Raw genomic sequence first — 26,298 nt, forward strand, 5'->3', positions numbered from 1 at the left:
GGCTAGATAGCAAAATTTTAAAACAAACTGATTTTGCTCTAATAAGCACATAGATTAGTTTTTCCGGTATACTGGGGTGTATAAGCACGATAAATGATTATCAGTGTTGCAACTTTAGACTTAATTAAGATTAACTTCCTCAGAACTACCCGTTTTATGTTTGTCATCACTGTTCAGAAGCGTTAAAGGTGGTGTAGGGTTATTAAAAACTCAGCAAGTAATCAAAAAATCTTCATGGCCTTTCCTCTCACGCAAGAATATATGGAATTGCGGGAGAGAATGTGATGTTCCAAAATTTAACATACGTTTGATAAAAAGTGAGTCGCATGCGACTCACTTTTGCTTCCCTTTGCTTTATTTTTACTATTCTTTTCTATTTCTCACGTTCTGGTCAGGAATAATATTATTTAGAAGAGATATTTACAAAACATTTGTTCCTTCTTGTGTGAGAAATGGGAAAGATACATATAAAAAAAGAAAAAGAAGAGGCCCCTTTGACCATGATTTAATGAGTCATGGAAAGAATAAACACACCGTTTCAGATTCTCCACGAAGAGACTCATCTTCTTAGAAAGAAGAGTAATTATTCTTTTTGTTTTTCTGTCTTGCATCCTCTTTTCTACCTCTATATGTAAATTTTTGCGTTACCGCTTGAAGAACAATTTTTATTGATAACAATAAATAAATACTATGATATAATAATCTCAACACGAAATACTCGTTTACTTAACAATCTCTAAAAAGAGAATGCTATTAAGGTAGTTTAAAAAAGATAAGCATAGAGAGAATTGATGAAAATGATATTGCGTTAATGAACTCTGTTTAGCCCATCCATGGGCTATATAAAGAAAGTTAAAGAAAAACCGTAGTTTATTTGAGCTTTTCAGCACCACTTTTTGCAAACTCAAATAAAGCAGAGTAGTTTTGTAAATATTTCTGCAATGCGCAAAAAACACAACTAACCCGTGTTTCTCACGGTCTCTAAAACACGGTTTGCTTTCTCAACAGCTTTCTTGATAATGAATTCTCTTAACTTATCGTTAATTTCACACGCTCTCATTAGTAAATCATCACTTGGCGCATATCCCTTCATCATCTTATAATACCACGGTTTCGAAATTATCTTTTCCTCCATCATTTCCCTAAACACATAACTGAATTGCTTAACCAACTCCTTCTTGTCATTACTATCAAGAATTGATATAATGAATTGTAAATCCTCCTTTGAAACCATAATTCAAAATAGTCTACCGGGGTATATAAGCTTATACTGGGGTGTATAAGATCTTCACGCCGAATTTTATAATTACCAAATTTTACATTATTATAATATAAGCAAACAGCGTTTTAACGACGTCATTTTGCTTTCACCGACGCCCTCCCCAGTTCATCATGCTAAAAAGCAGAGGAAGGGGGGAGGGGGGTATGGTACTTACGACAGCTTAAAAGCTGCTTGGGTCTGCTCCAAGTTTGCTTAAGCACGCCTTATTTCTGCTTAAGCATGCTTATAATATGCTAAAGTTAACTAATCAAAATAGCTATTATGAAGATGCTGACTAGGTTTAGATAAACTCCACGTGGGTTCTTTTATCTTTATATGCCTTTGCCTCCGCGTATTGAGGGCGTAAAGCCTTAATTGTTTAAACTTTTCGGTGAGAGAGAACATCAAATTTATAAAAATTGAATAAATCACGGGGTTTTATGGTCTCATGTAGAGTCGTTAGATAAATTCAATTAATCTTTGTAAGAATATTTGAAAATTATTATTCTTATAGGAATAATATTACTTGGTTGACTATTTAGGTCACGGTGGTCCAACCAAAAATACTATTATTTTTTAAAACACGTGGTAACTTTTTTCACATTTTAATAGCAATTTGAGTTGGGACATCGTGACCAAAAATGTACATGACAGTTTAAAAATTCAATTAAAAAATTCAAAATTTCAGCTGAATTCCATATGTTCTTCATCTATCCATCTACATAAATTCCTCTTTTCACACCAATCCAATAGTTCAAAAGCCCTGAGTCCTAACTCATCTTGTAAGTCCTTCATACTTCTAACTTTGCCCTTATATTGTGAATATAACTCTATTAATGAATTAGACACACCCACACTATCATTCCCCCCCGTGTTATCCTCCTTTAGTTTAATTCCAACATAACACCAATCCCTTTCACCACCTATCCTTTTCCTTTGTTTTACTATCCTGAATCTACTCTCAAGTCTTTTCGTGAATGTGCTTTGAGGTTCAGGCGTTTTCTCATTCTCATCACACCACTCAGTATACATACTATATAACTTCTTCACAGACACAAACAAATCGCCGTTCTTAGGGTCATATTCTACTTTCCCACTCTCAATTAGGTCTTTAATGAACGCATAAACAGAATCTGAAGCCCTTTCCCACTTCTCTTTAATATCTGCACTACTATCCTCAAAATCAAACTTCTTCTGCTGAATCACGCGTGCAAAAGCCAATATCGCCACCGTGATTATTCCCTCAATCTCGTCTTTTGTAAATACCTTATTAAAGAACGGTTCGATCTTGAATTGGTGTGGGAACTCTATTGCTAACCATCTCCTCCAGAAACCATAAGTCTGGTCTTTTACTATCGGCAATTCATTCGTTGAGTTGATCAGTTTAGCATAATTTATGAAATATATAGGGTCTTTGAACTTCTTTTGTCCCTCAATATAGTCGCCCCCCGTGAGTTTCTTAAATATATCAGTATTAGTTACCCTGAATGCAAAGAGTTCAGCACTAATATTCGCAAGTTTATGGTATAGCTCAATGGAAGCAAACTTGTCCCCCTCCATAATCCTCTTTAAAGATACTGCAGAAACATTATCTTTACCAAGAATCGTTAGTAGAAGGTTTAGGAATGTAGTTTTTCCATCTGAACCGTTACCCACAAGTAATATCGCCTTATTAAAGTCATACCGTGGGTAAAGTGTATATCCTATAATCTCAAATAGGAGTACCCACTTATCGTCAACCCACTGCTTAAACACCTCAAATGCCCTGGGGCAAAGCCGTGATGCTAACTCCTCAATATCTTGTACTGTTATCTCCTTCCTCTCAAACCTCATTATTTCATCAATCTTAACATTCCATGGTATGTAATGGAAAGCATACACGCGTGGTGTCCTCTCCTTTGTATCATACCATATTATGCCCTTCTCATTCCATTCCAGGGTACCATTCCTAAATGCTATCCTCATAGGCTCTTTTACTAATGGTATAAGTGTTCTCCTCATTATCTCCTCTTTAATATTCCTCACGACACGTGACTTATCAGAACCTAATGGGAAGTCCTTATACTCCTCTAATTTATTATTAATTACTTCCTCTATAGTCACGTCAAAGGGCTCATAAATCCCCTTTTTCTTACTAAACCTAAATAGACCAATTACCCACTCCTTAACCTGGTCTCTTCCCTTAAACGTTACAAGTCTGTGCTCACGCGTGATTTCTTCAGCAATAGCCTCAATCATTATCTGTTTAGCCTTGGACTTGTCCTTTTCCGATACCTTCTTAGCTTCAAGATACTTTGATACTACACTCCACGCGTTTTTGAGGGTAACCAAGAAGTATTTACGTGAATCCCACTTCTCGTTATTCTTAGCCTTAGAGTCTTCCGGTAAAACCTGGAGTATTAGATCCGGGTCCCTAAGCCCGTGATATAACAGTGTTTTAATTACTCTGAAGTCCCCACGACTCCTATCAATCCCTACATCAGCATAAGTTTTACCTTCACAAATAACTTTGTACTCCACACTATCGTGCTTAAGCTTTTCACAAATCTCGTTTTTAGCTTCTTCAACACTCTTGAATCTGTTCTTCTTCTTAAGTTCAGCAATTAACTCCTCATATTCCTTATCTTCCGTATTTTTTTGACCATCTTTTTTCTTACCACCAACCCACCCCCGTGCTGAACTGCTTAACTCAATCCCTAACTTCTTACCCTTTTCAGCCAAAAACCTCAACAAACCTTTGAGGTCAGCTTTCATTATTTCATTATTATTTAATGGGATATAGCACGTGGTGTAGTCTTGTCCTTTCCATGGACACTTGTCAGTATTGCAGTGCTTATGGTTAATGCACGACTCTGGTCCTAACACATAACTGCTAAAGCTCTGTAGGTCAGCTATCCCTTTGCCGTCTTTAGTAAACACGGGGTTAAACTTGTGCTCTGGAATGTCATCAGCAGTGACGTAAACATGAAGTCCACCGTGAGGTGTATCGACACAGAGAGTCTTACTGCACAGTTTGTTAAGTTCATCTTCACTAATCCACGATTTCAGCAGTTCCTTATTCTCAAAGTCTAAGATTACCAAGTTCTTCTGACCGCCCGGTACTGCATAGTTGTAACCCTTCTCAATCATCTCCAGGTATTGTTTCTTCTCTTCATCAGTCAGAGGTGTCGTGCTATATTTTTCCCAACCTTTGATCACTGATATTTTGGTCCCTGGGGCAATGGGGAAGATAGCAAAGCCGTGGTCGATGAACCACTTAGCCCACTGCAGTCTCTCACTCAACTTTCATCACCCTTCTGGGTTCGCGGGGCACTCGGCATAATACCCTATATACCCGCAAACTGAGGAGTCTGTAAAGCAGTGCCTCCCAAACGGGCATAAAGGTTTTTTATTTTGTTTGAGAGAGTTTAGACTAGGATTAGCCGTACGCCCACCCTCCTTAATTTTTTTAACTTAATTGCACGATTAGCGTGATTTTCTTAATTTTTGTCCAGTCTAGCAAATTTTTTGGAAGACCTATTGCTAGAGTTCCATTCTTGTTAACAGTGTAAAGGGTCTTGAAGCCGATCGGAATAACATCGTCGTTAATTTTAGCATAAACATAATATTTTTTGCCTTTTTCTATAACTTCTGAAAAAATTTTTGGCACGAACCCATACACGCGGTCCTTAGCTACTACAACAGTCACGGATGGAATAACAATTTGCTTAACTTCGAGTAACACTTTACTCACCGATAAAATCTGTGAAATTTCGCTATATATTAAAATTCGTGAACAAAGCGAAAGGAGGTTAGTCTAAGCGAAATGAGATAAATCGAAAGCAGTACTGTAAATTAATATATTGCTTTTTGCTAAACTGCAATTATGAGTGAAAGAGTGAGAGATAAGAGAGATAAAATAAGGAAACTATTAATTGAGAGGAAGGAGGTTAGTAAGGAGGAGCTGGTGAACTTACTTAATGTTAGCCCACGACGTGTTGAGCAGTTAATTAAGGAGTTAAACGAGAAGTTAATAGAAAAGGGTTTAAGAATAAAAGGAATAGGGAAAAGTCCAAGGAAATATGTTTTGGAGAGAATTGAGTATGATGAATTCACGTTAACTCCCGATATCGCTTCACTGTTGCTAGAATTTTCCAATTTAGATACTTCATGCAGACTCGTGCAGAAGTTCAGGAAAATACTCCCGCGTGCTTTAGAATTATTAAAGGAATCGAAATGGAGATTGTTATATTACACGGCTTTGGCTAGGATTATGACTGGTTCATTAGCCATTATTCCAGAGAACCGAAAGGTTGAACTAAACGACGAAGATGTTGAATTTCTGAAGCAACATATTTCACGAGAAAATTACAACTTATTCATCACCTTTGTGTTTTATAATAGCGACGAGTTATTAAAGAAGTTTTTCAGTAAGTTAAAGTGGTCTGATATTGAAAAGAATCCAGTGCTTTTAACAATAGTTAAGCTTGTACAAAATAAGGGTTTTCATCGGGAAATTATATGCAGTGTTAGTCCTGAATTCATCGTGTTTTGGGGGTATGGAATGGAAGAACAATTGTTATCAGAGTGTTTGCCTAGTAAGCAAGTAGAAGTGTTGGCAAAGTTAGATGAGGTAAGGGAAAGAGTCCTTAAAGTGAGAAATAAAGTTAAAGATCTTCTTGACCCCATACAAACGGATAAAGGTATGTTATCTTAGCAAGAGGATTTAGAAAACACGCGAGAGTAAATGTATATTTGGCATTTTTGTTGAATAATTATTTTTCGAAATGCTTTAGATGCAAAATAGCACGTGCAAAAGTTAGCCTAAAATGCAAGGTTATGTGTTCTTCGGAGCCGGTGGTCCCGGGTTCAAATCCCGGCGGGTCCGCACACTTAAAGTGTTCAATGACTCATGTTCGTTACTTCAAAGCTAATGGAAAAATGTTAGTTTTATTTATAGTAATAAGACGTAAAATATGGTTTAACTGGGGAGTTAATTACGGGCTATAAGTTTTTGCACACTCCAGCTATAGTCTAAAAAAGTAAAATATTTCAGCAACTAACCAACTAGAGATAATTATTTATTAAGCCTTGAAATATAGTGATATTTGGATACTATTTCTGAGAATTAATATTCAATTCAATATATTATAAAACATTTAATCTTATAGATGAAATCTAATAGAGTTTAAAACAGTGCGGGGGACGGGATTTGAACCCGTGGAGGCCTTCGCCAGCAGGGCCTAAGCCTGCCCCCTTTGACCTAGCTCGGGCACCCCCGCTCATTATAAAATAAAATTGGAGATTTAAAAAAGCTAGTCCTTTACTGTCTCTAAAATGGAAACAACGTTCCAGATAGAGATTCTGGCGTGTGTGGGCATATTAGGATCTTGACTTATATCTTCTAAAATTCCAATCGCATTCGCAGCTCTTACCGCAGGGCTTAAACCAAGATCTTGAAGGTTTCTTATTGCATCAGTTGCTGCTCTTCTAATGTTTCTGGGGACACTCGTATCATTAACTATCTTCTGTAATAAAATTACTGCTTGTTTTATCTTAGCTTCATTGTCATAAGGCATTGACATGTCAAAACACCTCTATTACTTTTTAATATTAGGGAGTTTAAGAATTATTTATGACTAACGAAAGTGAGGTAGGTGTTAAGAAGGCTGCTGAACTTTTACGTCAGGGCGCTACAATGTTAGAAGAGGCTTGTCCTATATGCAAAATGCCGCTATTTAAATTGAAAAATGGTGATGTTGTATGTCCAGTTCACGGGAAAGTTTATATAGTGAAGAGTGATGATGAGGAGAAGATCGTAAAGAGAAATTTGCAGTTAGATGAAATAGAAAGTATATTAATCGATGGTCTATATTTAAGCGCAAAAAAGATGAAGGAGGATCCATTAGATTCTGACAGGATAATCCAGATTATAAGGTATTTAGATGCATTGGAACGATTAAGGAAGATTAAAATAAATTCTTCTGAATAATTTTTATTGCTTGTTCTAATACTTCATTCTTATCCTTGCTTGCATCTACTATGTAGAAATTATATTCTTTTGCGAGTTTTAGGTATTTTTCTCTAACTTTTGCTAGGCTTTTAATCTTTTCTTCGAAGTTGAATTTATCATTTTTTATTCTACTGATAGCAACTTCAATTGGTAAGTCTAATAATATTACCATATCTGGTTTAGGGAAATAGGAATTCACCATTTTTATCCATTGCTCATCTACTCCTAGAGCCCCTTGATAGGCTATGCTGGAGAAATAATATCTGTCAAGTATTATTAGATCAGCATCCTTTATTTTAGATAGCCAATTAACGTGTATTTCTCGGTCTGCTGCAAAGAGCAATACTAATAGGATTGGATCATTCCAGCCAATTTTTTCTATTAACTTTATTATATCTTCAGAAAATGGCTCTCTCGTAACAATCACGTCCAGTTTCATTTTAGATTCTAGATGCTCCTTTAATAGATTCGCAAGTGTTGTTTTGCCTGACCCATCTATTCCTTCAATTGCAATTAGCTTTTGCATTTTCTAAATCTAATTCTTCTTTCCTCAAATTTATCATTTAAGCTAATATACCCTAAAACTAATCCTGTAAACTTGTTTACTCTACTTAGTATTGTTATTTCGTTTACCTTTAGGTCAACTAATAGGGCGGCTCCTATGATTTTCTTATTTTCTATTATGCCTAGTAGTGCTCCTTTTAGTAAATTAAGTGGTATATAATAACCTACACATGGTTCTTCGTCAGATAGTTGTATATACTCTCCCCATGCGCAATATAGAATGTTTGATATTTGTTTTCCTAATAAATTTTCAGATAGGGTTTTTATGTTCTTTGCTTCATTAAAATATCTCTCATATTTTGCTATTCTATTTACTTTTCTTTCAGATCTAGACTTATGCAGATTTACGCTTTTTAAAAGAATTGCTTTGTTTCTATAATTTTCAGGTAATGAATCTTTTATTTTCCGATCAAATACTATTATATAATCAGGATCAATTGTGTATATTAATTCGAATTTGTGTAACATTGAATTTAGTCCAACAGTCCACCCATCAGTGTCTATTACTGTTAGTTTTTCCTTTGGTGTTGTTTCATAGAGTCTCAATATTTTTTGAACGTGTAGTCTAGGATTCGTTGAAGGTGTTATATCTCCAAAGAATTCTAGAGTATCATACCCAAGCTCCTCTAGATTAAGGGTTTTTCTCATCGGTTTTAATTCTGCTATGAAGGTTGGTAGAAATAAAGTGGATTGCCCAACATCTGCATCTATAATCTTCAAGTAAGAAGTGGCAAGGTTGGTGAATAGATTGGTCAAGTAGGTTTTTCCGGAATCTATGTTTCCTAGAAGCAATACTACTCCTCTTGTGTTTATAATCTCTTCAACTATTTCATCCCATCTTAAATTTAAATTGCCTAACAGCTTTTTACAATCCATCTCTAACCTTGTATTTTCATCATAAACAAGAGTATACGTCTTATCTGATGGTATTGTTAATAAATCGTTTTTCTGTATCTCTATTCCAAGTATTCTAGCCTCTCCCTCTAAAACTTTTATTGTACAAGGCCCTTGTATTATCTGTTCTTTTTTCATGAAGATGCCCTTAAGGCTATACTATACGCTGCTCTTATGTCTTTATCCTTTATCTGATTAAAGGGTGATTTCGCATTTGTATACTTCTCGTCTATACTCTTTACATTTTCGTAGATAGTTGAGAGAACACTATATATTTCTTTTCCATATTTATTTCCAATACCTACTCCTATTATTTTCCTTTTTGCTGGGTATGTAATTAGGATTTCACTAATTGCGTTAATTAAAGGTTGAAGTCCATAAGATCTTCTATATTCTATCAATTCTCCATCTATGAGTGCAACAACAGTTAAATAGGGTGAATTGGTATCTATGCCTATTAGTAGTTCGTTGAACTCCTGTTTTCCCCTTGAGATAGCTATTATACGACCCACATATCTAAGGATATCACTTCTTTCATTTACTGAATCTATTACTATTTTCACTTCTCCATTCTCAGAAATCTGTATATTTCTTCTCTTTAACTCATCTAATATGTTCTTATATACTTTAGGAGAATCAGTGATAATTGCTACATTTTTTATTTTCACATGTAAGATGTTTATTTAGTGAGTTATAAGCTTTGAATTTGTCAACATTTGTATTTGAAAGGGGAAATTTGGTGTCAATATACGGCGAGTCTGGGGTAGGAAAGACGAGTCTTTCGTTAGAATTGGCCTTGCAAATAAGGACTTCCGTTTTCATCTCGACTGAAGGTTCTCTTTTTGAGGCTAGGTTAGAAAAGATTAAGGTTGGTCAAGGAGTTTATTTCGCTTCTGTCAAAAGCAATATTGAACTATTTAATGGAATAATCAATTCTTTGGAATATAAGCCTAGTCTTATAGTAGTTGACGCAATTAATACGTTTTATAGATATGAACGGAATGTACATAGTTTCTTAAAACTATTAATTATCTTGAGGTCGATCGCCCAGTCTAACGTAAAAATTCTATTAGTTTGGGAAGTATCAGCCAATAATAAGGTGGCTGGGGAAAAATTTATGCGAAAGTTCTCCGATGATGTTTTGAGGATTACTAAATCTTATATAATAGGTAACCTTAGGAGATGTAAATTTAAGATAACTGAAAGGGGTGTAATTGGTTGTCTATAGCATACGATCTTCTATTATCAATTCTCATATATCTACCTGCATTTGTTGCTAATGGAAGTGGTCCATTCATTAAAAGGGGGACTCCAATAGATTTTGGTAAGAACTTCGTAGATGGGAGGAGAGTATTTGGAGATGGGAAGACCTTTGAGGGCCTAATTATTGCATTAACTTTCGGTACTACAGTAGGTGTTATTATATCTAAATTTTTTACAGCTGAGTGGATTCTTATATCGTTTTTAGAGTCCTTATTCGCAATGATAGGGGATATGATTGGTGCCTTTATAAAGAGGAGACTTGGTATACCTAGGGGTGGAAGGGTTTTAGGGTTAGATCAATTAGATTTTGTCTTAGGGGCTTCTCTAATACTTGTGTTGATTCGTGTAAATATTACGTGGTATCAGTTTTTGTTCATATGTCTGTTAGCTTTCTTTTTGCATCAAGGGACAAACTACGTTGCTTATTTGCTAAAAATTAAAAATGTCCCATGGTGAAGTAATATCATGCCAAAAAAGTATAACAGACTTTACAACGAGGTTATAAATAGCTATGTAATTTTGATTCTAATATTTATTCTAATTATTGGTATATTGGGAGTTATTGCTTTTCCTTATTATATTTCACCGTTAAATAACGGACAAGCATTAAATAGCGCTGGTTACCTTGCGCTAGGAGTTATTATAATAATATTTTTGCTCTTGGGAGTTTACTTCATGGAGAGAAATGAGCATAGTTTAGGTGCAATGTCAATTCTAATTTCGCTTATAATTTTGGTTTTAGCCATATGGTCTATATACGGAATTAATGCAGTAAAATCTATATTTGGGATATGAGATGATAACCCATGGAAATGTTAAAGATAAAGCTTTCAAGTGGTAGAGAAGTAGAGATAAACGATGATGTAATAGCGGTTCTTAACGAATACGTAAGAACACAGATGACACTGGAAGAGCTATCAAAAAGGTTAGGTCTCTCCGGTTGGGAAGAAGCTTACGAATTAATAAAGCAAGTACCAGCATGGGTAATGTGGTCTCCTCTGCCAATATATAAGAAATTAGCTTAGACTTTTTTGTAACATTCTGGTTTTGCTTCGTATATTATGCCACTTTTTCTCATATCTGTAAGTAATTTTTCTATGTTACTTTTTTCGATACCAACTTGTTGTGCTTCTTTTAGTATATCCTTAACCTTTGCACACTCTGAACTTACTGCTAAACTATCTATTATTTCTAGTATTTTCATCATTTTCTCTCTAGCACTTTTAGGTTTACCAGTCATTATCGTATCTATATCTATTTTTCCACTTTCCATGTCAACTCCTACGCTTTCTAGGAATAGTCTCATTATATTTATGGCTCTTTCTGCATCCTCTCTAGTGACTTCTGTTTTGAGAGCCATTTTAGCATAAGCTTCTGAAATTCTTATTAAAGCCTCTAATTGTCTTGGAGTTATCAATATTGGGCTATCGGGAGTTTCCGAACTTTTCTTCCTCATCTCCACGAAGAAGTCTGTAATTAGATTCTTAGCTTCGCTCGTAATTTTTGGTATAATATATTTCCTTGCATACGCTATATATTTTCTTAATGTATCTATATCTATAATATTTTTTGTAGATTTTCCTGAATGTACATCTAATATATAGTTTGCAAGCTCTCTATCTTGTTCACCGGGTTGATCCTTTAATATGAATATTAGGTCAAATCTTGATAAGATTGTGGGAGGTAAGTTAATATTATCAGATACTGGCCTTTCGGTTATATATCTACCAAATTTTGGATTTCCCGCAGCAATAACTGCAGCTCTAGCGTTTAATTTAGCCACTATTCCAGCTTTCGCTATGGAAACTGTCTGCTGTTCCATTGCTTCATGAATGGCTACTCTATCTTCGTCTCTCATCTTATCTATTTCATCTATTACAGCTATTCCACCATCAGCTAACACTAACGCGCCAGCTTCTAAGTAATATTCTCCAGTTCCCTTTTCTCTCACTACTGCAGCTGTTAAGCCTGCAGCTGTGGATCCTTTACCAGTTGTGTAAACTGCCCTTGGAGCTACTCTCGAGATAAACTGTAGCATTTGTGATTTGGCGGTACCGGGATCACCTATTATTAGAATGTGAATATCTCCTCTTATTCTTGTATCTTCTAGAACCTTAGGAACTCCTCCAAATAATGCTAATGCTAGAGCTTCCTTTAATTCCCAATGACCATAAATAGATGGCGCTATCGATGCTATGATTCTATCACGTATCCAAGGATCCTTAGCTAAATCCTTGATCTTTTTCTCATCTTCTTCAGAGATTGTTACTTCATCTAGTACTTTTTGTGAAACTTCTATACTACTAACTTTCATATAAATGTCGAATACCGCTCTACTTCCTCTTTTAATTGGAGAGTCTTGTTTTATCTCTAAAATTCCAGTTACTTTTACTCTATCCCCTGGCCTTGCAGAATCAACTAAATCGTCTTCAAGGATTATTTCTAACTGCCTAGGTAACTGCCCGGAAGGTACTTCTTCTGGTCTCTCTTGGATTACCGCTTTTTGCCAATCAATTAACTTTGTTTTCTCTGGGATTAGCCTGAATTGTCCCGGCTTACCACATTTTGGACATATGGTTGGCATCTCTAATATTTCTGGCATCTCTTCATCTTCTGGCCACTCAAACTCTTGCATGCAGTCTGGGTGAATGTGCTTATAGGTTGCCTTGTAAATTCTTTCTTTTACCGGAGTAACTTTAACTAGTATTCCATCAATGGTTATTAGTTTATCTATATCAGTACTTCTTATTTTTCTAAGTTCTATAACTCTAGGTATTCCTACAATTCTAACGTGAACCTTTTCTATATCTCGCTGATATGTAGGATCCAATTGTAGGATATGATCATATAACGCACCTTCTAGAATCGGTAGAACGATTTTGGTATTATTTATTATCTCATAAGCTAGATTTTCGTTGAATGAGAGTACATCGGAAAATTCTACTATAAGACTTTTTTTCCTATACGCTATTAGTTCATTTATCCTCTCAATATATTTGTTCTGATTGCTGTTATTCTTGAAAGTTGTTAGAAATTCTATAAAGAGGTCTCTATAGTCAATCTGTTTGCTAGGAATTTCCAATTATATCACCATACAATTCCTTAATAAGTTGTTTTATTGTTTTATAGATTAAAAGCTCTTCTTCTGTCATCCCGTTAATCAAGTTCTGATCATCGATGTTGAGAAATGCGAGCTGAATCAGTTTTCTTAGTCTTATTTTAATGATTTCATTCAGTATGCTTATTGATTTTCTAAGTTTTTCTAAACTCTCAACGTTCTTGTCTCTCTTTAAGGTTTCGAGATAAAGTTGTACCCTGCTCGAGAAATCCTTACCTAAGGGAACTAAAGATGCAGGTGTATTCGCATTTTGTCTTTCTTGGAAAAGAATTCTTCCCAGATCTTCAATCGAAATTCTATCTTCTATTTTTGCTACGTTTTTTTCTTCTAAGATAATAGCTAACCATTGTGGTAACTGATTTTCGCTTCCTTTTATTAACTCAACGTTACCCGCTGTTATCGAGCTCCCATTCCAGTCCTCTACTATCATAACTCGGCGAATGTAAGTATTGGACAATCTTTTAATAGCTCTAAGTTTTACTTCAATCACAATCTATTTTTTCTTAATACAAAACCTTATATCTAATGTGGCAGAACCCAAAGGCTCTTGTAACTACAAAACCTGGTAAAGGTCAGAAGTGTATAAATGAAATTTTGAATAGGATACTTATAAAAGATATTGATGCGAGAGTTATAGAGTATGTGCAAAACGTAATTCTCATTTACTCAAATTTAGACCCATTAGTAATTTATGGTCTACTTTTCGCTTCTCCTCCATCTTGTGCTGAAAAAGTATATCCATTTCAATCAATTATAGATGCCACTAACGAAAGGGAGATTGTTGTTAATGTAATGAATTTTATGAAAAACAGAGTAAAAGATATCAAAACTTTTTATGTTCGTTGTTATAGTAGGGGAATTAGTGTAAATTGTAGAGAAATTGAAATGGGAGTAGGGATAGGGCTAAAGGGTTTAATTAATGTTGATTTTAAAGATCCGGAAGTTATACTCCACGTTAATGTATTAAAGGAATTCGCTGGGATATCGCTTTTGAGAAAGAATCAAGAAAAGTTTCGGACTACTCTCTTAGATAAAATATAAGGTAATACCGCTTAATTTAGATTGGGGTAAAAGTTTTGGTTTCAGCTAAGGATATACTTTCAGATAGCTTGAGATCATCAGTGTTAATAATCAAGCATAAGGATAAGCTTTCGCCAGATTACGTGCCGGAAAATTTACCACATAGAGAAGAAAAGATTAAGGAATTAGGTTTCGTATTTAGAGATTTACTAGCTGGAGATGCTAAAGATTCAGAAAGAGTTGTAATAGTAGGTAGGACAGGTACTGGGAAAACAGCAACTGTTAGATTGTTTGGTAAAAATTTTGAAGATATTGCGGAGAGAGAGTACGGAGTTAAAGTAAAGTATGTTCATGTAAATTGTTATCGGCATAGAACATTGTATTTGATAAGTCAAGAAATAGCTAATGCGTTAAAACTACCCATACCCTCGAGGGGATTATCAGCACAAGAAGTATTTAAGATGATCCATGAATATTTAGATAGGAGAAATATACATCTAATAGTTGCATTAGATGAGTTTGGACATTTCTTGAATACTGCAAATACTGAGGAAATATACTTCTTAGTAAGATTGTATGATGAAATATCAGCAATAATAAAGAGAATTAGTTATATATTTATAGTTAATGAAAGCCATTCTATTTATAAATTAGATAGAAGTATAAGGGATCATATAGCAAGAAGATTAATTGAATTTCCCCCTTACAAATCTATGGAACTTTACGATATTTTGAAGTATAGGGTAGATGAAGCTTTTAATGATAATGCTGTAGATGATGAGGTATTACAATTCATATCCAATACTTATGGCTATGATAAAGGGGGTAATGGTAATGCCAGAATTGCAATAGAGACTCTAAGTTTAGCTGGAGAAATAGCAGAGAAGGAGGGATCACCAGTGGTATTGTTAGATCATGCTAAGAAGGCTAATTCTACAATAAATCCAGAGATTCAAGAGATTGTGGATAGTTTATCGTATCTCGATTTGCATCAACTTATACTCTTGAAAGCGCTGATACGGGTTTTAAATAAGAATAAAGCTGATGAGGTTACAATGGGAACCTTAGAAGAGGAATATATATCATTAGCCAGAGAATTTAATGAGGAACCTAGAAGACATACACAAGTTTATGAGTATCTGAGGAAACTTAAGGTAATAGGGATAATTAATACTAGGCAGAGTGGGAAGGGAATGAGAGGAAGAACGACTCTAGTTTCCCTTTCTCTACCATTAGATAAAAGATTAGATGATTATATTATGCAACAAATAGTGGTGAGGTTAAAATCGAAGGCTTAATCTATAATTCATCTAAAATGAAGATATTATCTATATTGATAAAGCATGGTGATATGAATATCACTAAATTATATAGATTATCTAAGATCCATTACGATAAATTAAGAAGGGAACTGGAAGATTTGCAGAAGATGAATCTAGTTGAAGTAATAGGTAGTGATAAAAAAATAGTTAGATTAAACTACTCTAACCCTAAAGTAGTAATCTTAATTAACCTATTGGAAGAGTTGGATAAAAATGAGCTCCGAAGCTAAAATGGTAGATATATCTCCAAAGGAAACTGTATTAAGAGTAGCAGAAGCTGAGGGATTCATTAAACTAAAAAACGATACTATAAGGAGAATTATGGAAAATGAAATAGAGAAGGGGAACGTAATTGCTGTTGCAAAAACCGCAGGGATAATGGCTGCAAAGAAAACGTCTGAGTTTTTACCTCTATGCCATTTAATACCATTAGAAAATGTTGACATTGATATAAAAATTGAGAGTAACGGTATAAGAGTTAGATCTAAGGTTAAGGCTCATTATAAAACTGGAGTAGAGATGGAAGCATTAGTTGCTACATCTATCTCCTTGTTAACTATTTGGGACATGGTTAAAAAATATGAAAAAGACGAGAACGGAAAATACCCATATACTATGATTGAGAATATAAAAGTTATAGATAAGATAAAAGAGAAAGACTAAGATTTAGACGCGGAATTAAGATACTCTTTTTCTTTAGTATTTAAACTTAACCTTTTATCATATTTCTTATAGAATATTAGGAAGAATGGATAAGTATCATTTAATGCCTTGTTAAAAGATGAATGTATTGCGAGTTTCTTAATGATCTCGTCCCTCGTATCTCTTATATCTTTACTCTTAGATAGTAGTTGTATATATGACGGAAACTGGTACTTTTTCCATTTTGGTTTCCAATTAGGTTTTTTCTTTTCAATTTCTGCAGCGGCTACTCCAGAGCTCATTAGATCATACGCGTAAGATAATAGGTCCCAATCACCACCTTTTGCTCTCTTTAAAAATATTGAAGCTCTAGAGAGAGCGTCAAAAGCTCTCCAAACATCTTCAATATTATCGTATTGTATAGGTATATTTTCTGATATCCATCTGATTAGCATATCATAATCCATTTGAGCACTTGTAGCGGCATTTTTAGCTTGCCATGAATATCTTGCCCAGAAGATATCTCTTAGTGTTTCAAACGGATCTAATTCACGTTCTTTTCTTCTAGCCATAGCTTCGACTAAATCAAGAGTAACCTTACCATAACCTTCTCCAATTCCTTGTAACATATTAATTGCATATCTAGCATCTCCTTCACTAGTATCAATTATATAGTTTAAGGCCTCATCATCACAAATAATCTTTTCTGCTTGGCAAATCTTTTTTAAAAGCCTTCTTAAAGGATACTTTCCTAACTTATTTAATCCGACCATTTTTGTTTTGTTTCTTAACTCTCTTAATGCTGGATTCCAAGGATCATTAGCGGTCATTATTATAGGGTATTTTGTTTTTTCAATAAGTTCTAAAATACCTTGAATAGCTCCAGTATCTTCACGGACATTTATCCCATCAACTTCATCTAGGAGTATTAATTTTCCCCTCGTTCCGAATATACTGCCATAAACAGATGCCTTTTCCGCTACACTCTTTATATCTTGCAGTTTTCTTGAATCACTAGCGTTCATTTCTAAGAGTTCGAGATTATAATCGTGAGCTAGTGCCTCAGCTAAGGTAGTTTTTCCAACACCTGGAGGGCCGTGTAATAATATTGCCTTAGCGTTTGGTTTTCCATTAAGCCACGACTCTATCCACTCTTGTAGTTCCTTTTTAGCATCATCTTGATTTTCCACATCTTTTAGAGAACGTGGTCTGTATTTTAAAAACCATTGTATCATTTATTCTCACTGCCTATATATTTATTCCCATAAATGGCCATTTTAGCTAATAATGCAGATAACTGTATTTCATCATCAGCACCCTCTATTATTCTAAACTCAGTCTCTCCTATGTAATCTAGTAATAGAACTCTTAATTCCTCACTTATTTGAAGCTCTGAGGAAGTTATCTCTCTATGTATTTGCTTTATTATATCCTCTCCAGATAAGCCATATGTAATAAGCAAAGTTCTTAGCTTCTCTCTTGCTTGTGTGAATTTTCCTTGCAACGCTAGGCTGATCATCTCTCTAACTTCCTTAGGTTGTGCCAACCCTAAAACCTTAAATACAGCCTCTACACTAATCTTGCCATAAGCTGAGGCAGCTTGTAAAATATTTATACTCTTTCTCATATCTCCCATGGTTATATCGTAGATAGTTTCCAAAGCTTTCTGATCGTAATCAGCTTTTTCATTTTTAGCTATATATACCAATCTATTAACAACATCTTCCTTTTTTAGCGGATAAAATCTAAATAATGCGGTTCTAGATTGTATTGGCTCAATGATTTTGCTTAAGTAGTTACAAGCTAGTATAAATCTCGTGTTTTCTGTATATAGTTCCATAGTTCTCCTTAAAGCTTGTTGGGCATCAGCAGTCATGTTATCTGCCTCATCTAGAAGAACTACCTTAAAAGGAACATTACCTGGAATTACTGTACGTGCAAACTCCTTTACCTTATTTCTAATTACATCTATTCCCCTTTCATCGCTAGCGTTTAGTTCAAGGAAGTATTCTACATAATTGTCTCCATATAGATCATGGACAAGAGCTAAAGCAGCGGTAGTCTTCCCGGTACCCGGTGGCCCTGCAAAGAGTAAATGAGGCATATTCTTTTCCTTGACGAACTTTTTTAACCTATCTATGATCTCTCTTTGATTTACTATATCATCTAAAGTTCTAGGTCTATACTTTTCAGCCCAAAGTATTTCTTCTACCTTCGCGCTCATTATCTCACCTCATGAATGAAATTACTTTCTCTTATATTTACCCATTACGAATCCTTTATCTATCTCATGTCCCTTTATTAACGATTTCAATTTGTCAGCATCAACGTTCTTAATTTCGTTTAGTAATGTATCTACTGCATAAACATAAAAATAGTATCTATGAGGTGGGTGTGTTTTAGGGGGACATGGGCCGTTGTATCCAACATTCCCAAAATCGTTTACACCTTGTATGCCATATTGTGATTTGTAAACTTTTGGCACTCCTTCCGGTAATCTATTGGTAGTTATGTTATATATTACCCAGTGTATAAAAGTTCCTCCAGGCGCATCTGGATCTTCTACAATAACTGCATAACTTTTAGCATTAATAACAAGATCCCACTCTAACTCTGGAGACAGATCTTGTCCATCACAAGTATATTTAATGGGTATAAAATCCTCGTTCTTAAAGGCTGAAGATACTATCCTCATCCAATATATACTTTCACCATTCAAAATTAAAAACGCTTTATACCAACTGGAAGCCTCGCCTTTTAAGGCAGGAAGGAAATCAGACCTTCTTATTTAAGTAGAACTCTAATTCCTCATGCCCTTTACTGTGAATTTTTGCCACTATAACGCCAGTACCCGTAAAGGAATCTCGCTTTATTGCTGAGAACACAGCCCTCTTAGCTAGGTCAGCTGCCTCATCTAAAGTCATTTTGGGATTATACTCATCTTCTAGCACTCCCATAGCTACTGGTGAACCAGAACCAGTTGCAACGTAATTTTCTTCAGTTATGTCGCCCAAATAATCTAAATTGAACAATCTTGGCTGGTCATCGTAACCACCTATTAGAATTTGAACGATATAAGGAAAATACTTTGTTGCAGATAATACGTTTGCTAATCTAGTTGCAATTCCCTTTATAGAAATTGGTCCATATTTAGTAATACTATTATAATGATATATATTTTTCAGTACATCATATATAAACTGTAAATCGGCTACACTACCTGCGGTAGTTATTCCTATTTTATCTGTAATATATAGTACTTTTCTAACCATTTTATTCGCTACGAAAAATCCTGCACTAGCTCTCCTATCTGCTGCAAGAACTACTCCATCATTTACCTTAATTCCTACAGTTGTAGTTCCCTTAAGTATCTTATTTTCTAATTGCAACTCATTCCCCATAATTACCATTAAAAGCAAGAATAAAAAGGTGACAGTCAATATAGGATACACTATCAGTAGATCATTAATGTTTTCCTACAACGTTTAAAATATATTCAGTGACCTCAACTAAATCCCCATCTTTATACAACTCTCCGCTTATCATTAAACCAACTGGCAACTCATTAAGGGTAGAAAATGGTATGCTTATTGATGGTGCCCCAACTACATTAAACAGTTCAGTATTAGCTATTAGATATTCTCTAAATTGAAGAGGATTAGAGAGCACGTCAGAAATTTTAGGTGCAACAATTTTTGTTGTTGGAGACAAAATAAAATCAATATTTTTAAATGCTTTTATATATTCTTCTATTAATACCCTTCTATATCTAAGTGCATCTATATAGTCTGTAGCAGAGATCTTCATACCATCAAGGAGTAACGTATAAGTATCTTTAAAGTATTTATCACTATTTTCAGTTATCCAATCTTTATGATAGGAAGAAGCTTCAGCCAATGATATAGTTCTTCTAGTTTTAGACCCATATTGCCTTAGTAAAGGAAGATCGACCTCGACTATATCAAAATATGAAGATAATTTTGCATATATTTCTTTCAGCAATATTCTTGAAACTTCCATATCATCAAATAAAAATAAACCTAGACGCGGTCTTGTTCTTAGTTTAGCTATTTCAACCTTCTTTTTTTCATTTAGTAAAATAGCATCAAAAACTCTTCGTAACAGTCCAATGTTATCTTTCACGATTATCCCCACAGTATCCAATGACCAGCTAAAGGGTATTACACCATCAGTAGGTATCAACCCAGTAGTTGGTTTAAATCCTATTACTCCACATAAAGACGAAGGAATCCTTACAGATCCTCCAGTGTCAGTACCAATTCCCACATCTACCATGTCTAATTTCACTGCAACAGCAGAGCCACCACTAGAACCACCGCTTATTCTTTCTGGATCAACTGGATTTCTTGCAGGTCCTCCTATACTTGATGTATTAGTTGCACCTAACGCAAATTCATGGGTATTGGTTTTTCCTATTATCTTTCCTCCTTCTCTAAGTATTGCATCAACAACGTACGCATTTTTTTGTGGAACATAGCTTTCTAAAATTCTCGAACCAGCAGTAGTCCTTATGCCTTTAGTTAGAATAACATCCTTTATTCCAAATGTAATATCCTTTAACTTACCTTTATCGTTTTCTTCGATATTATGGAGAGTGATAAATGCGTTATATTTTGAATTTAATTCTTCTAATTTCATCTTCCATCACGCAGAATAATGGTTCAGGTAACTTTTTAAGGATTGGATCTTTATCGTTTTCCATCATCGTTATAATACTTATTAATTTGGTAATAAAAGTTGAGTGTGGACAACAATTTTGTTAATTCAAAACAAATTATATGAACTGTTCGTGTTCTATTAATAGAATGCGACGTAATACCTTTTTAGGGTGAGCACGGGAGTATTAATTGGGTGATACTACGGGAACTAGGTGGAGAGTTCCCGTGCTCACCCAAGTGATATTAGTTTTAATGGAGTATATTAATCTTAAGCCTAGGTTTTACACTAGTGAGGTAATAGCCTCGGCTTTGGCTAGTTACCTCTCGGGTTTGTCTTCTTGGAGGACTTCTTTGCCTCATTCTACCTTATTGTACTACTTGAGGAGGTTGAGCTGCATTAAGTACGTAGTGCCAATTAGTGGTTTTTATGCGGTAGACGAGACTAAAATTATGGTAATTAAGGGGCAGTATTATTACGTGTGGATTGTGAGGGATGTAAAGACTTGTGCGATACCCTTCTTCATGGTGACGAGCTTGAGGAGTGGAGTGCACGTACTAATAGTCTTGACCAACGTGAAGAATGCGGAAAAGGAGGCTGAGAAAGTGCTCAAAACGAGGATAGACAAGGTAATCTACCTACACGATGGGGCAACAATCTATAACGCGTTCACTTGGCTAAACGTGGAGCACAAGAGGGTAACGTTCAACGAGAGGGACTACGCAGAACAAGGGTTTAGGAGCTTAAAACACAGGATATCCTCAATGGATTTTCACTTCCCGTGGAACACTAATAGGTTCACGCTCACGAGGTGGTTATCAGTGTTCTTCCTAGCTTATAACGCGCTTTACGCTCCAGTATATTTGCCAGATAGGGGAGTGATAATAAATGTAAATATTCCAAATGAATGAAATTGTTGTCCACACTCTAAAAGCTTACAAATAATCTCTCATGGGAACGCTATACATATTATTTTTAAAAATGTATCGAGCCTACTATGATAGATAATATTTTTTATACAGTTTAAACACAATCTAACCGATGAAAGCCGTAGTAGTTCCGGGTAAGCAAAAAGGATATAGGATAGAAGAAGTCCCAGATCAAATCCCAGGGAAAGATGAAGTTGTAATTAGGGTAAATAGAGCAGCATTATGTTATAGAGATCTATTGCAACTACAAGGTTTTTATCCAAGAATGAAATATCCAGTAATTTTAGGACATGAAGTAGTTGGTACAATAGAACAAGTTGGAGAGAACGTTAAAGGCTTTAAAGAAGGTGATAAGGTAATTTCGCTTCTTTATGCACCTGATGGAACTTGCCATTATTGTCAAATGGGCGAGGAAGCATATTGCCACTCCAGGTTAGGTTATTCAGAGGAATTAGACGGCTTCTTTGCTGAAAAAGCAAAGATAAAAGTTGCAAGTCTCGTAAAAGTTGGCACTAACGTCCCAGATGAGGGAGCGGTTTTAGTACCTTGTGTAACTGGAATGGTTTATAGAAGTTTGAGAAGGGCAAAGTTGCAAAAGGGGGAAACAGTTCTAGTTACAGGGGCTAGTGGTGGTGTTGGTATTCATGCCATACAAGTTGCTAAAGCACTTGGTGCAAAAGTGATAGGAGTAACTACATCAGAGGAAAAAGCGGCTTTCATAAGGAAATTCGCTGACCATGTAATAGTAGGTAGTAAATTCTCAGAAGAAGCAAAGAAGATAGGCGATGTAAATGTAGTTATTGACACAGTAGGTACACCAACAATAGATGAAAGTCTGAAAAGTTTGTGGATGGGGGGTAGGCTGATACAAATAGGTAACGTCGATCCAACTCAGATATATGAATTAAGATTAGGATACGTCATATTGAAAGATATAGAAGTAATAGGTCATGCGTCCGCTACCAAGAGGGATGCAGAAGAAACTCTCAAGTTAACTGGAGAAGGAAAGATAAATCCCGTAGTCGCTGCAACAGTAGGGCTAGATGAGATAGATAAGGGATATGAAATACTAAAGGATAAGCATAAGATTGGGAAGGTACTAGTAAAGCCTTAAATTTTTAAACATTTTTAAGTTACTGTGAAGCTTAAAATTTCATGGATAGAGCTTAGTCAGGATTTATTACCACATTCAGATTTAGATTCCGCAGAAGATCTAAAATTGGTAAGTAACGAGATTCTTGAGGCCTTCGAAATAGGAGGGTACTCAGAGGAATTAGAATTGGATGATAAAATACTGGCAGTAACTTCTGTTTTCTCATCAAAGCTACTACAAGATATTCCAAAATCGATAAAAATTTATGAAATGGGAAGATGGGGCAGGCTATTATCTGGTGACGTAGTTACTGTTGTAGGAGAAACTATAACATATGCTCTTCTAAATCAGTTATTTGGCATAAGCATTAATGATATATTACCATTTAGAAACGTAAAGTTCTTAGGAATAATATCAGATTTGGCTATTAATATAGAAAAATATAATAAGTTAAGAAAATTTTTAAATGCTAAAAATGGATTACTATTTGTAGAAGCTAAAGCAACAATGACCTTTAGGAGATCGCAAATTGTCAATACGATATCAAAAAGTTTAGTTACAATAGAAAATTTAAGGTATCCAGACAATTATGGTCTAATATCTTACGTTGTAAAATACAATAATCAATTATATGATATGATGATATTAATAAAACCATAAAGTGAGAAAAATGAACTGCATTGAGAGTCTTCATAAAGCTTATATCTTAACGTGGATTGGAGATTATAAAACGGCAAGTGAGTTAGCAAGGGAATGTATCCAACTTCTTTCAGATTCTGTGGAGATAAGAAGAAAAGTAAAGGAGGTATTAAAGAAAGCGGATAGAGAGTATAAGGTATCGAAAAAATTAAGGGAAGAAGGTGTAACTACTACTGATCTAATTCAAGTTGCCCTTTACTATTTAGCAAAGAGATTATCAGTTAAAAAAGATAAAGATATAGAAATAATTGAAAAAGGGAATATTAAACTATCTGTAATTGAGAATTCGTTAGTTAAAGAGGTTAGAGGATATTGTGAAGGATGTAAAGGATATAAATATTCTCTGTTAAATAAGGCAAAAGGATATTTAATTCTTTATGATGAAATAATATATGCTGAATTCTTTGAGGGAAATAAGGACGATGTCATTGACGAGATACTAAAAAACACTAAACTTTAAATTACATCCTTTACTTATTTTATAGCGACTACGCCGCGGTGGTTTAGCCCGGTCAAGCGCAGGCACCGAAAGAATGCGGGCCTCTCGAGCCCGTGACCCGGGTTCAAATCCCGGCCGCGGCACCATTTCTATTAGTTAGTCTATTCTTCAAAAATTTTTAATATTATAGATTTATAGAAAAGAGTAAATGATAACTATTTATTACTGTTATTATTATCATCATAATCTTACATTATAACAATGTTTAACTGTTTGATAATATTTGTTAATTAATTCCTTGGAAAAAGATATACAGTTAGTGGGCCCGCTGGGATTTGAACCCAGGACCTCTGCCTCGTAAGGGCAGCGTCCTAACCAGGCTAGACGACGGGCCCACTGATTATTTGATTATTACGATTTCACTTTAAAAGTTTTCTTTAGGCTACTCTTAGGCTATCTAATATTGCTGGAGTGTATATAAAAGGCTTATATCCCAATCTATCATCTCTTATATAGTTCGCGAATGCTTTTATTGCTGACGCTTCTCCGTGATTTAATATTATATTTTTAGGTTTTGGTTCAATGTTTCTGAGGAAGTTAAACAATTGCCTTCTATCAGAGTGTCCAGAAAATCCTTCAACTGCCTCTACTTCCATATTAATTTGTATTGACTCCACTCTTCCATCCCTATCTAGAATTTGTACTTCTTTTGCGCCATCTCTCACTTTTCTGCCTAATGTGCCCTCTGCTTGATAGCTTACAAATATTATTGCATTTTTAGGATCTGGCGCCATGGTCTTGAAGAACTCCACAGCTGGGCCTCCGTTTAACATTCCGGAGGTTGCTAAAATTATAGAAGGTTCACCTTTTGCTATATCCTCTTTATATCCTTCAATTCTCTTAAAGTGTTCTGAGGTAAACGGGTTTTCATCCTTGTATAGAATTTCCTCTCTTACTTCCCTTCCTAGCCATTCCGGATATGCATTATGTATAGCTGTAACTTCATCAACTAATCCCGTTACATAAACTGGAACTTCCGGAATAAGCTTCTTTTTCATGAAATCGTTTATTATAAGCATAATTTCTTGTCCTCTTCCCACAGCTAGTACTGGAATTAATACTTTTCCTCCTCTATTAAGCGTTTTATTTATAATCTCTAACAACTCTAATTCCGATTCTTCTCTATTTGGCTGATCTTGTGCTCCATAGGTAGTTTCCATGATTAGCGTATCAACCCTCGGGAATTCCGTATTTGCCTTATCAAGCAATTTGGTTTTCGCATATTTGAAATCGCCAGTATAGACTATGTTATGTTTTCCATCTCCAATGTGCAAATGAGCCATTGCAGATCCTAATATGTGACCAGCGTTATAGAATGTTAACCTTATGTCTGGGGCAATATCAGTAACCTCTCCATAATCTAACGTTATTGTATGTAATAGCTCTTTTCTTACTTCTTTAGCGGAGTAAGGTATAGGTTTACCTTCCTTCTCTGCAACGTCAAGTGAGTCTAATTGCATTAATGCCATTATATCCCTTGTTGGTACAGTAGTGTATACTGGCCCCTCATATCCATACTTAAAGAGAAATGGCACCATTCCGCAATGATCTAAATGTGCATGTGTGATAACTACAGCATCTAACTCCTCTATTTTTAATTGGTCAATGTCAAGCCTAGGAAACAATTTCTCTCCAAACATATTCGCGCTAGGGTTAAGTCCTACATCTAGCAATACTTTACTTTCTGGAGTTTCTACTAATACTGCAGATCGCCCAACTTCTAGAAAGCCTCCTAATGCCGTAATTCTCACGTACTTATCTTGAAATACTGTCTCCCTATGTATCCTTTCTCCAAAAACCTTTAGTATTTTAGCTCTATATTCAGTCTCATTGTAAATATGCTCTAGAATACTGTCATATGTCCTAGACCTTATTGGCGGTTCTCTAACTATTTCAGCCTTCCAAAATGTCTCCGCAAATATCCTTTGTTGTAATGAGCCACCTTTTCCTATTACTAACCCTGGTTTCTTCGCTTTTATTAATACCTCACCTAAGTCATCGTCAAATTTTATATCCACAATTTCAGCTTCCGTAGGTACAATGTTCTTTATTATTTCAACAGCTTCCTTCTTATCCTTCCTTACTGAAGGATCTGCCTTTATTACTATTCTCTTTTTAATATCCTTGGCAATCTTCTTTATTACTTCCCCCTTTTCTGTTACCATTGTCGGTTTCTTTACATATACCGCTATTGTAGGTCCTTCATATTCAATTCTGGTTATTCCCAAATCCTTTAGTTCAGAGTATATTAACGATATTGTGTTAATCCTATTTAAAGATGCCAATCTATTCACCAACTTTAAGAAATAGCTACAACTGAACTTA

Annotated in this window: 29 protein-coding genes and 3 tRNA genes; 15 read left to right on the plus strand and 17 right to left on the minus strand. The window is 35.1% G+C overall.

The window, feature by feature from the left end; all coding sequences use genetic code 11:
• Positions 1-958 precede the first annotated feature (958 nt).
• The 3 genes from J5U23_RS12620 to J5U23_RS12630 form a co-directional block, all read right to left on the minus strand.
• Complete coding sequence (locus tag J5U23_RS12620; RefSeq protein WP_218266353.1) at positions 959-1,234, minus strand: hypothetical protein; 276 nt, start codon at positions 1,232-1,234, stop codon at positions 959-961.
• Between the two features lie 711 nt (positions 1,235-1,945).
• Positions 1,946-4,543, minus strand: coding sequence for a phage/plasmid primase, P4 family (locus J5U23_RS12625; RefSeq protein WP_218266354.1), 2,598 nt, complete (start codon positions 4,541-4,543; stop codon positions 1,946-1,948).
• Between the two features lie 166 nt (positions 4,544-4,709).
• Positions 4,710-4,985 (minus strand): hypothetical protein, encoded by a 276-nt coding sequence (locus J5U23_RS12630; RefSeq protein WP_218266355.1) that lies wholly within the window; start codon positions 4,983-4,985, stop codon positions 4,710-4,712.
• A 141-nt stretch (positions 4,986-5,126) separates the two neighbouring features.
• Here J5U23_RS12630 and J5U23_RS12635 point away from each other — a divergent pair, with 141 nt between their 5' ends.
• Positions 5,127-5,957 (plus strand): hypothetical protein, encoded by an 831-nt coding sequence (locus tag J5U23_RS12635; RefSeq protein WP_218266356.1) that lies wholly within the window; start codon positions 5,127-5,129, stop codon positions 5,955-5,957.
• 480 nt (positions 5,958-6,437) lie between these two features.
• Here the strand turns inward: J5U23_RS12635 and J5U23_RS12640 are convergent.
• Positions 6,438-6,522, minus strand: a tRNA-Leu gene (locus J5U23_RS12640).
• Positions 6,523-6,555: 33 nt separating this feature from the next.
• Positions 6,556-6,825, minus strand: coding sequence for a UPF0147 family protein (locus tag J5U23_RS12645; protein WP_010923074.1), 270 nt, complete (start codon positions 6,823-6,825; stop codon positions 6,556-6,558).
• A gap of 50 nt (positions 6,826-6,875) precedes the next feature.
• On the opposite strand from J5U23_RS12645, the gene J5U23_RS12650 reads away from it, so the two are divergent.
• A complete protein-coding gene (locus tag J5U23_RS12650; protein ID WP_218258520.1) occupies positions 6,876-7,232 on the plus strand; it encodes an Sjogren's syndrome/scleroderma autoantigen 1 family protein in 357 nt (118 codons plus the stop codon).
• On the opposite strand, the gene tmk is transcribed toward J5U23_RS12650, so the two are convergent.
• The 3 genes from tmk to J5U23_RS12665 are packed head-to-tail and all read right to left on the minus strand — an operon-like array spanning position 7,210 to position 9,379.
• Positions 7,210-7,779, minus strand: a complete 570-nt coding sequence (tmk, locus tag J5U23_RS12655; RefSeq protein WP_218258521.1) for a dTMP kinase — start codon at positions 7,777-7,779, stop codon at positions 7,210-7,212. The two genes, J5U23_RS12650 and tmk, sit on opposite strands and share 23 nt — an antisense overlap.
• A complete protein-coding gene (locus J5U23_RS12660) occupies positions 7,767-8,849 on the minus strand; it encodes a Clp1/GlmU family protein (protein ID WP_218266357.1) in 1,083 nt (360 codons plus the stop codon). Before J5U23_RS12660 ends, tmk begins: the two co-directional genes overlap by 13 nt.
• Positions 8,846-9,379 (minus strand): hypothetical protein, encoded by a 534-nt coding sequence (locus J5U23_RS12665; RefSeq protein WP_218258523.1) that lies wholly within the window; start codon positions 9,377-9,379, stop codon positions 8,846-8,848. The genes J5U23_RS12660 and J5U23_RS12665 overlap by 4 nt, the downstream gene beginning before the upstream one ends.
• A gap of 32 nt (positions 9,380-9,411) precedes the next feature.
• Between J5U23_RS12665 and J5U23_RS12670 the strand changes: the two genes are divergently transcribed.
• The 4 genes from J5U23_RS12670 to J5U23_RS12685 are packed head-to-tail and all read left to right on the plus strand — an operon-like array spanning position 9,412 to position 10,999.
• Entirely contained in the window at positions 9,412-9,939 is a 528-nt protein-coding gene (locus J5U23_RS12670) for an AAA family ATPase (RefSeq protein ID WP_218266358.1), read from the plus strand.
• Positions 9,930-10,430, plus strand: a complete 501-nt coding sequence (locus J5U23_RS12675; protein WP_218258525.1) for a CDP-2,3-bis-(O-geranylgeranyl)-sn-glycerol synthase — start codon at positions 9,930-9,932, stop codon at positions 10,428-10,430. The genes J5U23_RS12670 and J5U23_RS12675 overlap by 10 nt, the downstream gene beginning before the upstream one ends.
• Before the next feature lie 9 nt (positions 10,431-10,439).
• Entirely contained in the window at positions 10,440-10,769 is a 330-nt protein-coding gene (locus J5U23_RS12680) for a hypothetical protein (RefSeq protein WP_010923067.1), read from the plus strand.
• Between the two features lie 11 nt (positions 10,770-10,780).
• Positions 10,781-10,999, plus strand: coding sequence for a hypothetical protein (locus J5U23_RS12685; RefSeq protein ID WP_012713702.1), 219 nt, complete (start codon positions 10,781-10,783; stop codon positions 10,997-10,999).
• On the opposite strand, the gene mcm is transcribed toward J5U23_RS12685, so the two are convergent.
• Positions 10,996-13,056 carry a minichromosome maintenance protein MCM gene (gene mcm / locus J5U23_RS12690; protein ID WP_218258526.1) on the minus strand — a complete coding sequence of 687 codons (2,061 nt, stop codon included), beginning with the start codon at positions 13,054-13,056 and terminating at the stop codon, positions 10,996-10,998. The genes J5U23_RS12685 and mcm overlap by 4 nt on opposite strands.
• Positions 13,043-13,582: a DNA replication complex GINS family protein gene (locus tag J5U23_RS12695; RefSeq protein ID WP_218258527.1), complete on the minus strand. Its 540-nt coding sequence runs from the start codon at positions 13,580-13,582 to the stop codon at positions 13,043-13,045. The genes mcm and J5U23_RS12695 overlap by 14 nt, the downstream gene beginning before the upstream one ends.
• Before the next feature lie 35 nt (positions 13,583-13,617).
• On the opposite strand from J5U23_RS12695, the gene J5U23_RS12700 reads away from it, so the two are divergent.
• From J5U23_RS12700 to moaC, 4 genes are read left to right on the plus strand one after another with little or no spacing between them, the layout of a single operon-like run.
• Positions 13,618-14,133 (plus strand): THUMP domain-containing protein, encoded by a 516-nt coding sequence (locus J5U23_RS12700; protein ID WP_218258528.1) that lies wholly within the window; start codon positions 13,618-13,620, stop codon positions 14,131-14,133.
• Positions 14,134-14,168: 35 nt separating this feature from the next.
• Positions 14,169-15,410 carry an ORC1-type DNA replication protein gene (locus J5U23_RS12705; RefSeq protein WP_218266359.1) on the plus strand — a complete coding sequence of 414 codons (1,242 nt, stop codon included), beginning with the start codon at positions 14,169-14,171 and terminating at the stop codon, positions 15,408-15,410.
• A 17-nt stretch (positions 15,411-15,427) separates the two neighbouring features.
• On the plus strand, positions 15,428-15,664 hold the full coding sequence (locus J5U23_RS12710) for a hypothetical protein (protein WP_218258530.1): 237 nt from the start codon (positions 15,428-15,430) through the stop codon (positions 15,662-15,664).
• Entirely contained in the window at positions 15,648-16,097 is a 450-nt protein-coding gene (gene moaC / locus J5U23_RS12715) for a cyclic pyranopterin monophosphate synthase MoaC (RefSeq protein WP_218266360.1), read from the plus strand. The genes J5U23_RS12710 and moaC overlap by 17 nt, the downstream gene beginning before the upstream one ends.
• Here the strand turns inward: moaC and J5U23_RS12720 are convergent.
• The 5 genes from J5U23_RS12720 to J5U23_RS12740 form a co-directional block, all read right to left on the minus strand.
• A complete protein-coding gene (locus J5U23_RS12720; protein WP_218266361.1) occupies positions 16,094-17,311 on the minus strand; it encodes a replication factor C large subunit in 1,218 nt (405 codons plus the stop codon). The two genes, moaC and J5U23_RS12720, sit on opposite strands and share 4 nt — an antisense overlap.
• Positions 17,308-18,300 carry a replication factor C small subunit gene (locus J5U23_RS12725; RefSeq protein ID WP_218266362.1) on the minus strand — a complete coding sequence of 331 codons (993 nt, stop codon included), beginning with the start codon at positions 18,298-18,300 and terminating at the stop codon, positions 17,308-17,310. Before J5U23_RS12725 ends, J5U23_RS12720 begins: the two co-directional genes overlap by 4 nt.
• A 21-nt stretch (positions 18,301-18,321) precedes the next feature.
• Positions 18,322-18,771 (minus strand): YbhB/YbcL family Raf kinase inhibitor-like protein, encoded by a 450-nt coding sequence (locus tag J5U23_RS12730; protein ID WP_218258534.1) that lies wholly within the window; start codon positions 18,769-18,771, stop codon positions 18,322-18,324.
• Between the two features lie 79 nt (positions 18,772-18,850).
• Complete coding sequence (gene psmB, locus J5U23_RS12735; RefSeq protein ID WP_012711375.1) at positions 18,851-19,486, minus strand: archaeal proteasome endopeptidase complex subunit beta; 636 nt, start codon at positions 19,484-19,486, stop codon at positions 18,851-18,853.
• A gap of 55 nt (positions 19,487-19,541) precedes the next feature.
• Positions 19,542-20,735 carry an amidase gene (locus J5U23_RS12740; protein WP_218266363.1) on the minus strand — a complete coding sequence of 398 codons (1,194 nt, stop codon included), beginning with the start codon at positions 20,733-20,735 and terminating at the stop codon, positions 19,542-19,544.
• Between the two features lie 272 nt (positions 20,736-21,007).
• On the opposite strand from J5U23_RS12740, the gene J5U23_RS12745 reads away from it, so the two are divergent.
• From J5U23_RS12745 to J5U23_RS12765, 5 genes are all read left to right on the plus strand, one after another.
• Entirely contained in the window at positions 21,008-21,664 is a 657-nt protein-coding gene (locus J5U23_RS12745) for an IS6 family transposase (protein WP_218267548.1), read from the plus strand.
• A gap of 130 nt (positions 21,665-21,794) precedes the next feature.
• Entirely contained in the window at positions 21,795-22,796 is a 1,002-nt protein-coding gene (locus tag J5U23_RS12750) for an acryloyl-coenzyme A reductase (RefSeq protein ID WP_218258536.1), read from the plus strand.
• 24 nt (positions 22,797-22,820) lie between these two features.
• Positions 22,821-23,435: a hypothetical protein gene (locus J5U23_RS12755; protein WP_218258537.1), complete on the plus strand. Its 615-nt coding sequence runs from the start codon at positions 22,821-22,823 to the stop codon at positions 23,433-23,435.
• 10 nt (positions 23,436-23,445) lie between these two features.
• On the plus strand, positions 23,446-23,934 hold the full coding sequence (locus tag J5U23_RS12760) for a hypothetical protein (protein ID WP_218258538.1): 489 nt from the start codon (positions 23,446-23,448) through the stop codon (positions 23,932-23,934).
• Positions 23,935-23,966: 32 nt separating this feature from the next.
• Positions 23,967-24,059: transfer RNA gene (locus tag J5U23_RS12765), tRNA-Glu, on the plus strand.
• Positions 24,060-24,233: 174 nt separating this feature from the next.
• On the opposite strand, the gene J5U23_RS12770 is transcribed toward J5U23_RS12765, so the two are convergent.
• Together J5U23_RS12770 and J5U23_RS12775 are read right to left on the minus strand one after the other, a co-directional pair.
• Positions 24,234-24,308: transfer RNA gene (locus J5U23_RS12770), tRNA-Val, on the minus strand.
• Positions 24,309-24,350: 42 nt separating this feature from the next.
• On the minus strand, positions 24,351-26,267 hold the full coding sequence (locus J5U23_RS12775) for a beta-CASP ribonuclease aCPSF1 (protein WP_218258539.1): 1,917 nt from the start codon (positions 26,265-26,267) through the stop codon (positions 24,351-24,353).
• Positions 26,268-26,298: the final 31 nt, after the last annotated feature.

The sequence above is a fragment of the Saccharolobus shibatae B12 genome, from assembly GCF_019175345.1.
Classification (GTDB): Archaea; Thermoproteota; Thermoprotei_A; order Sulfolobales; family Sulfolobaceae; genus Saccharolobus; species Saccharolobus shibatae.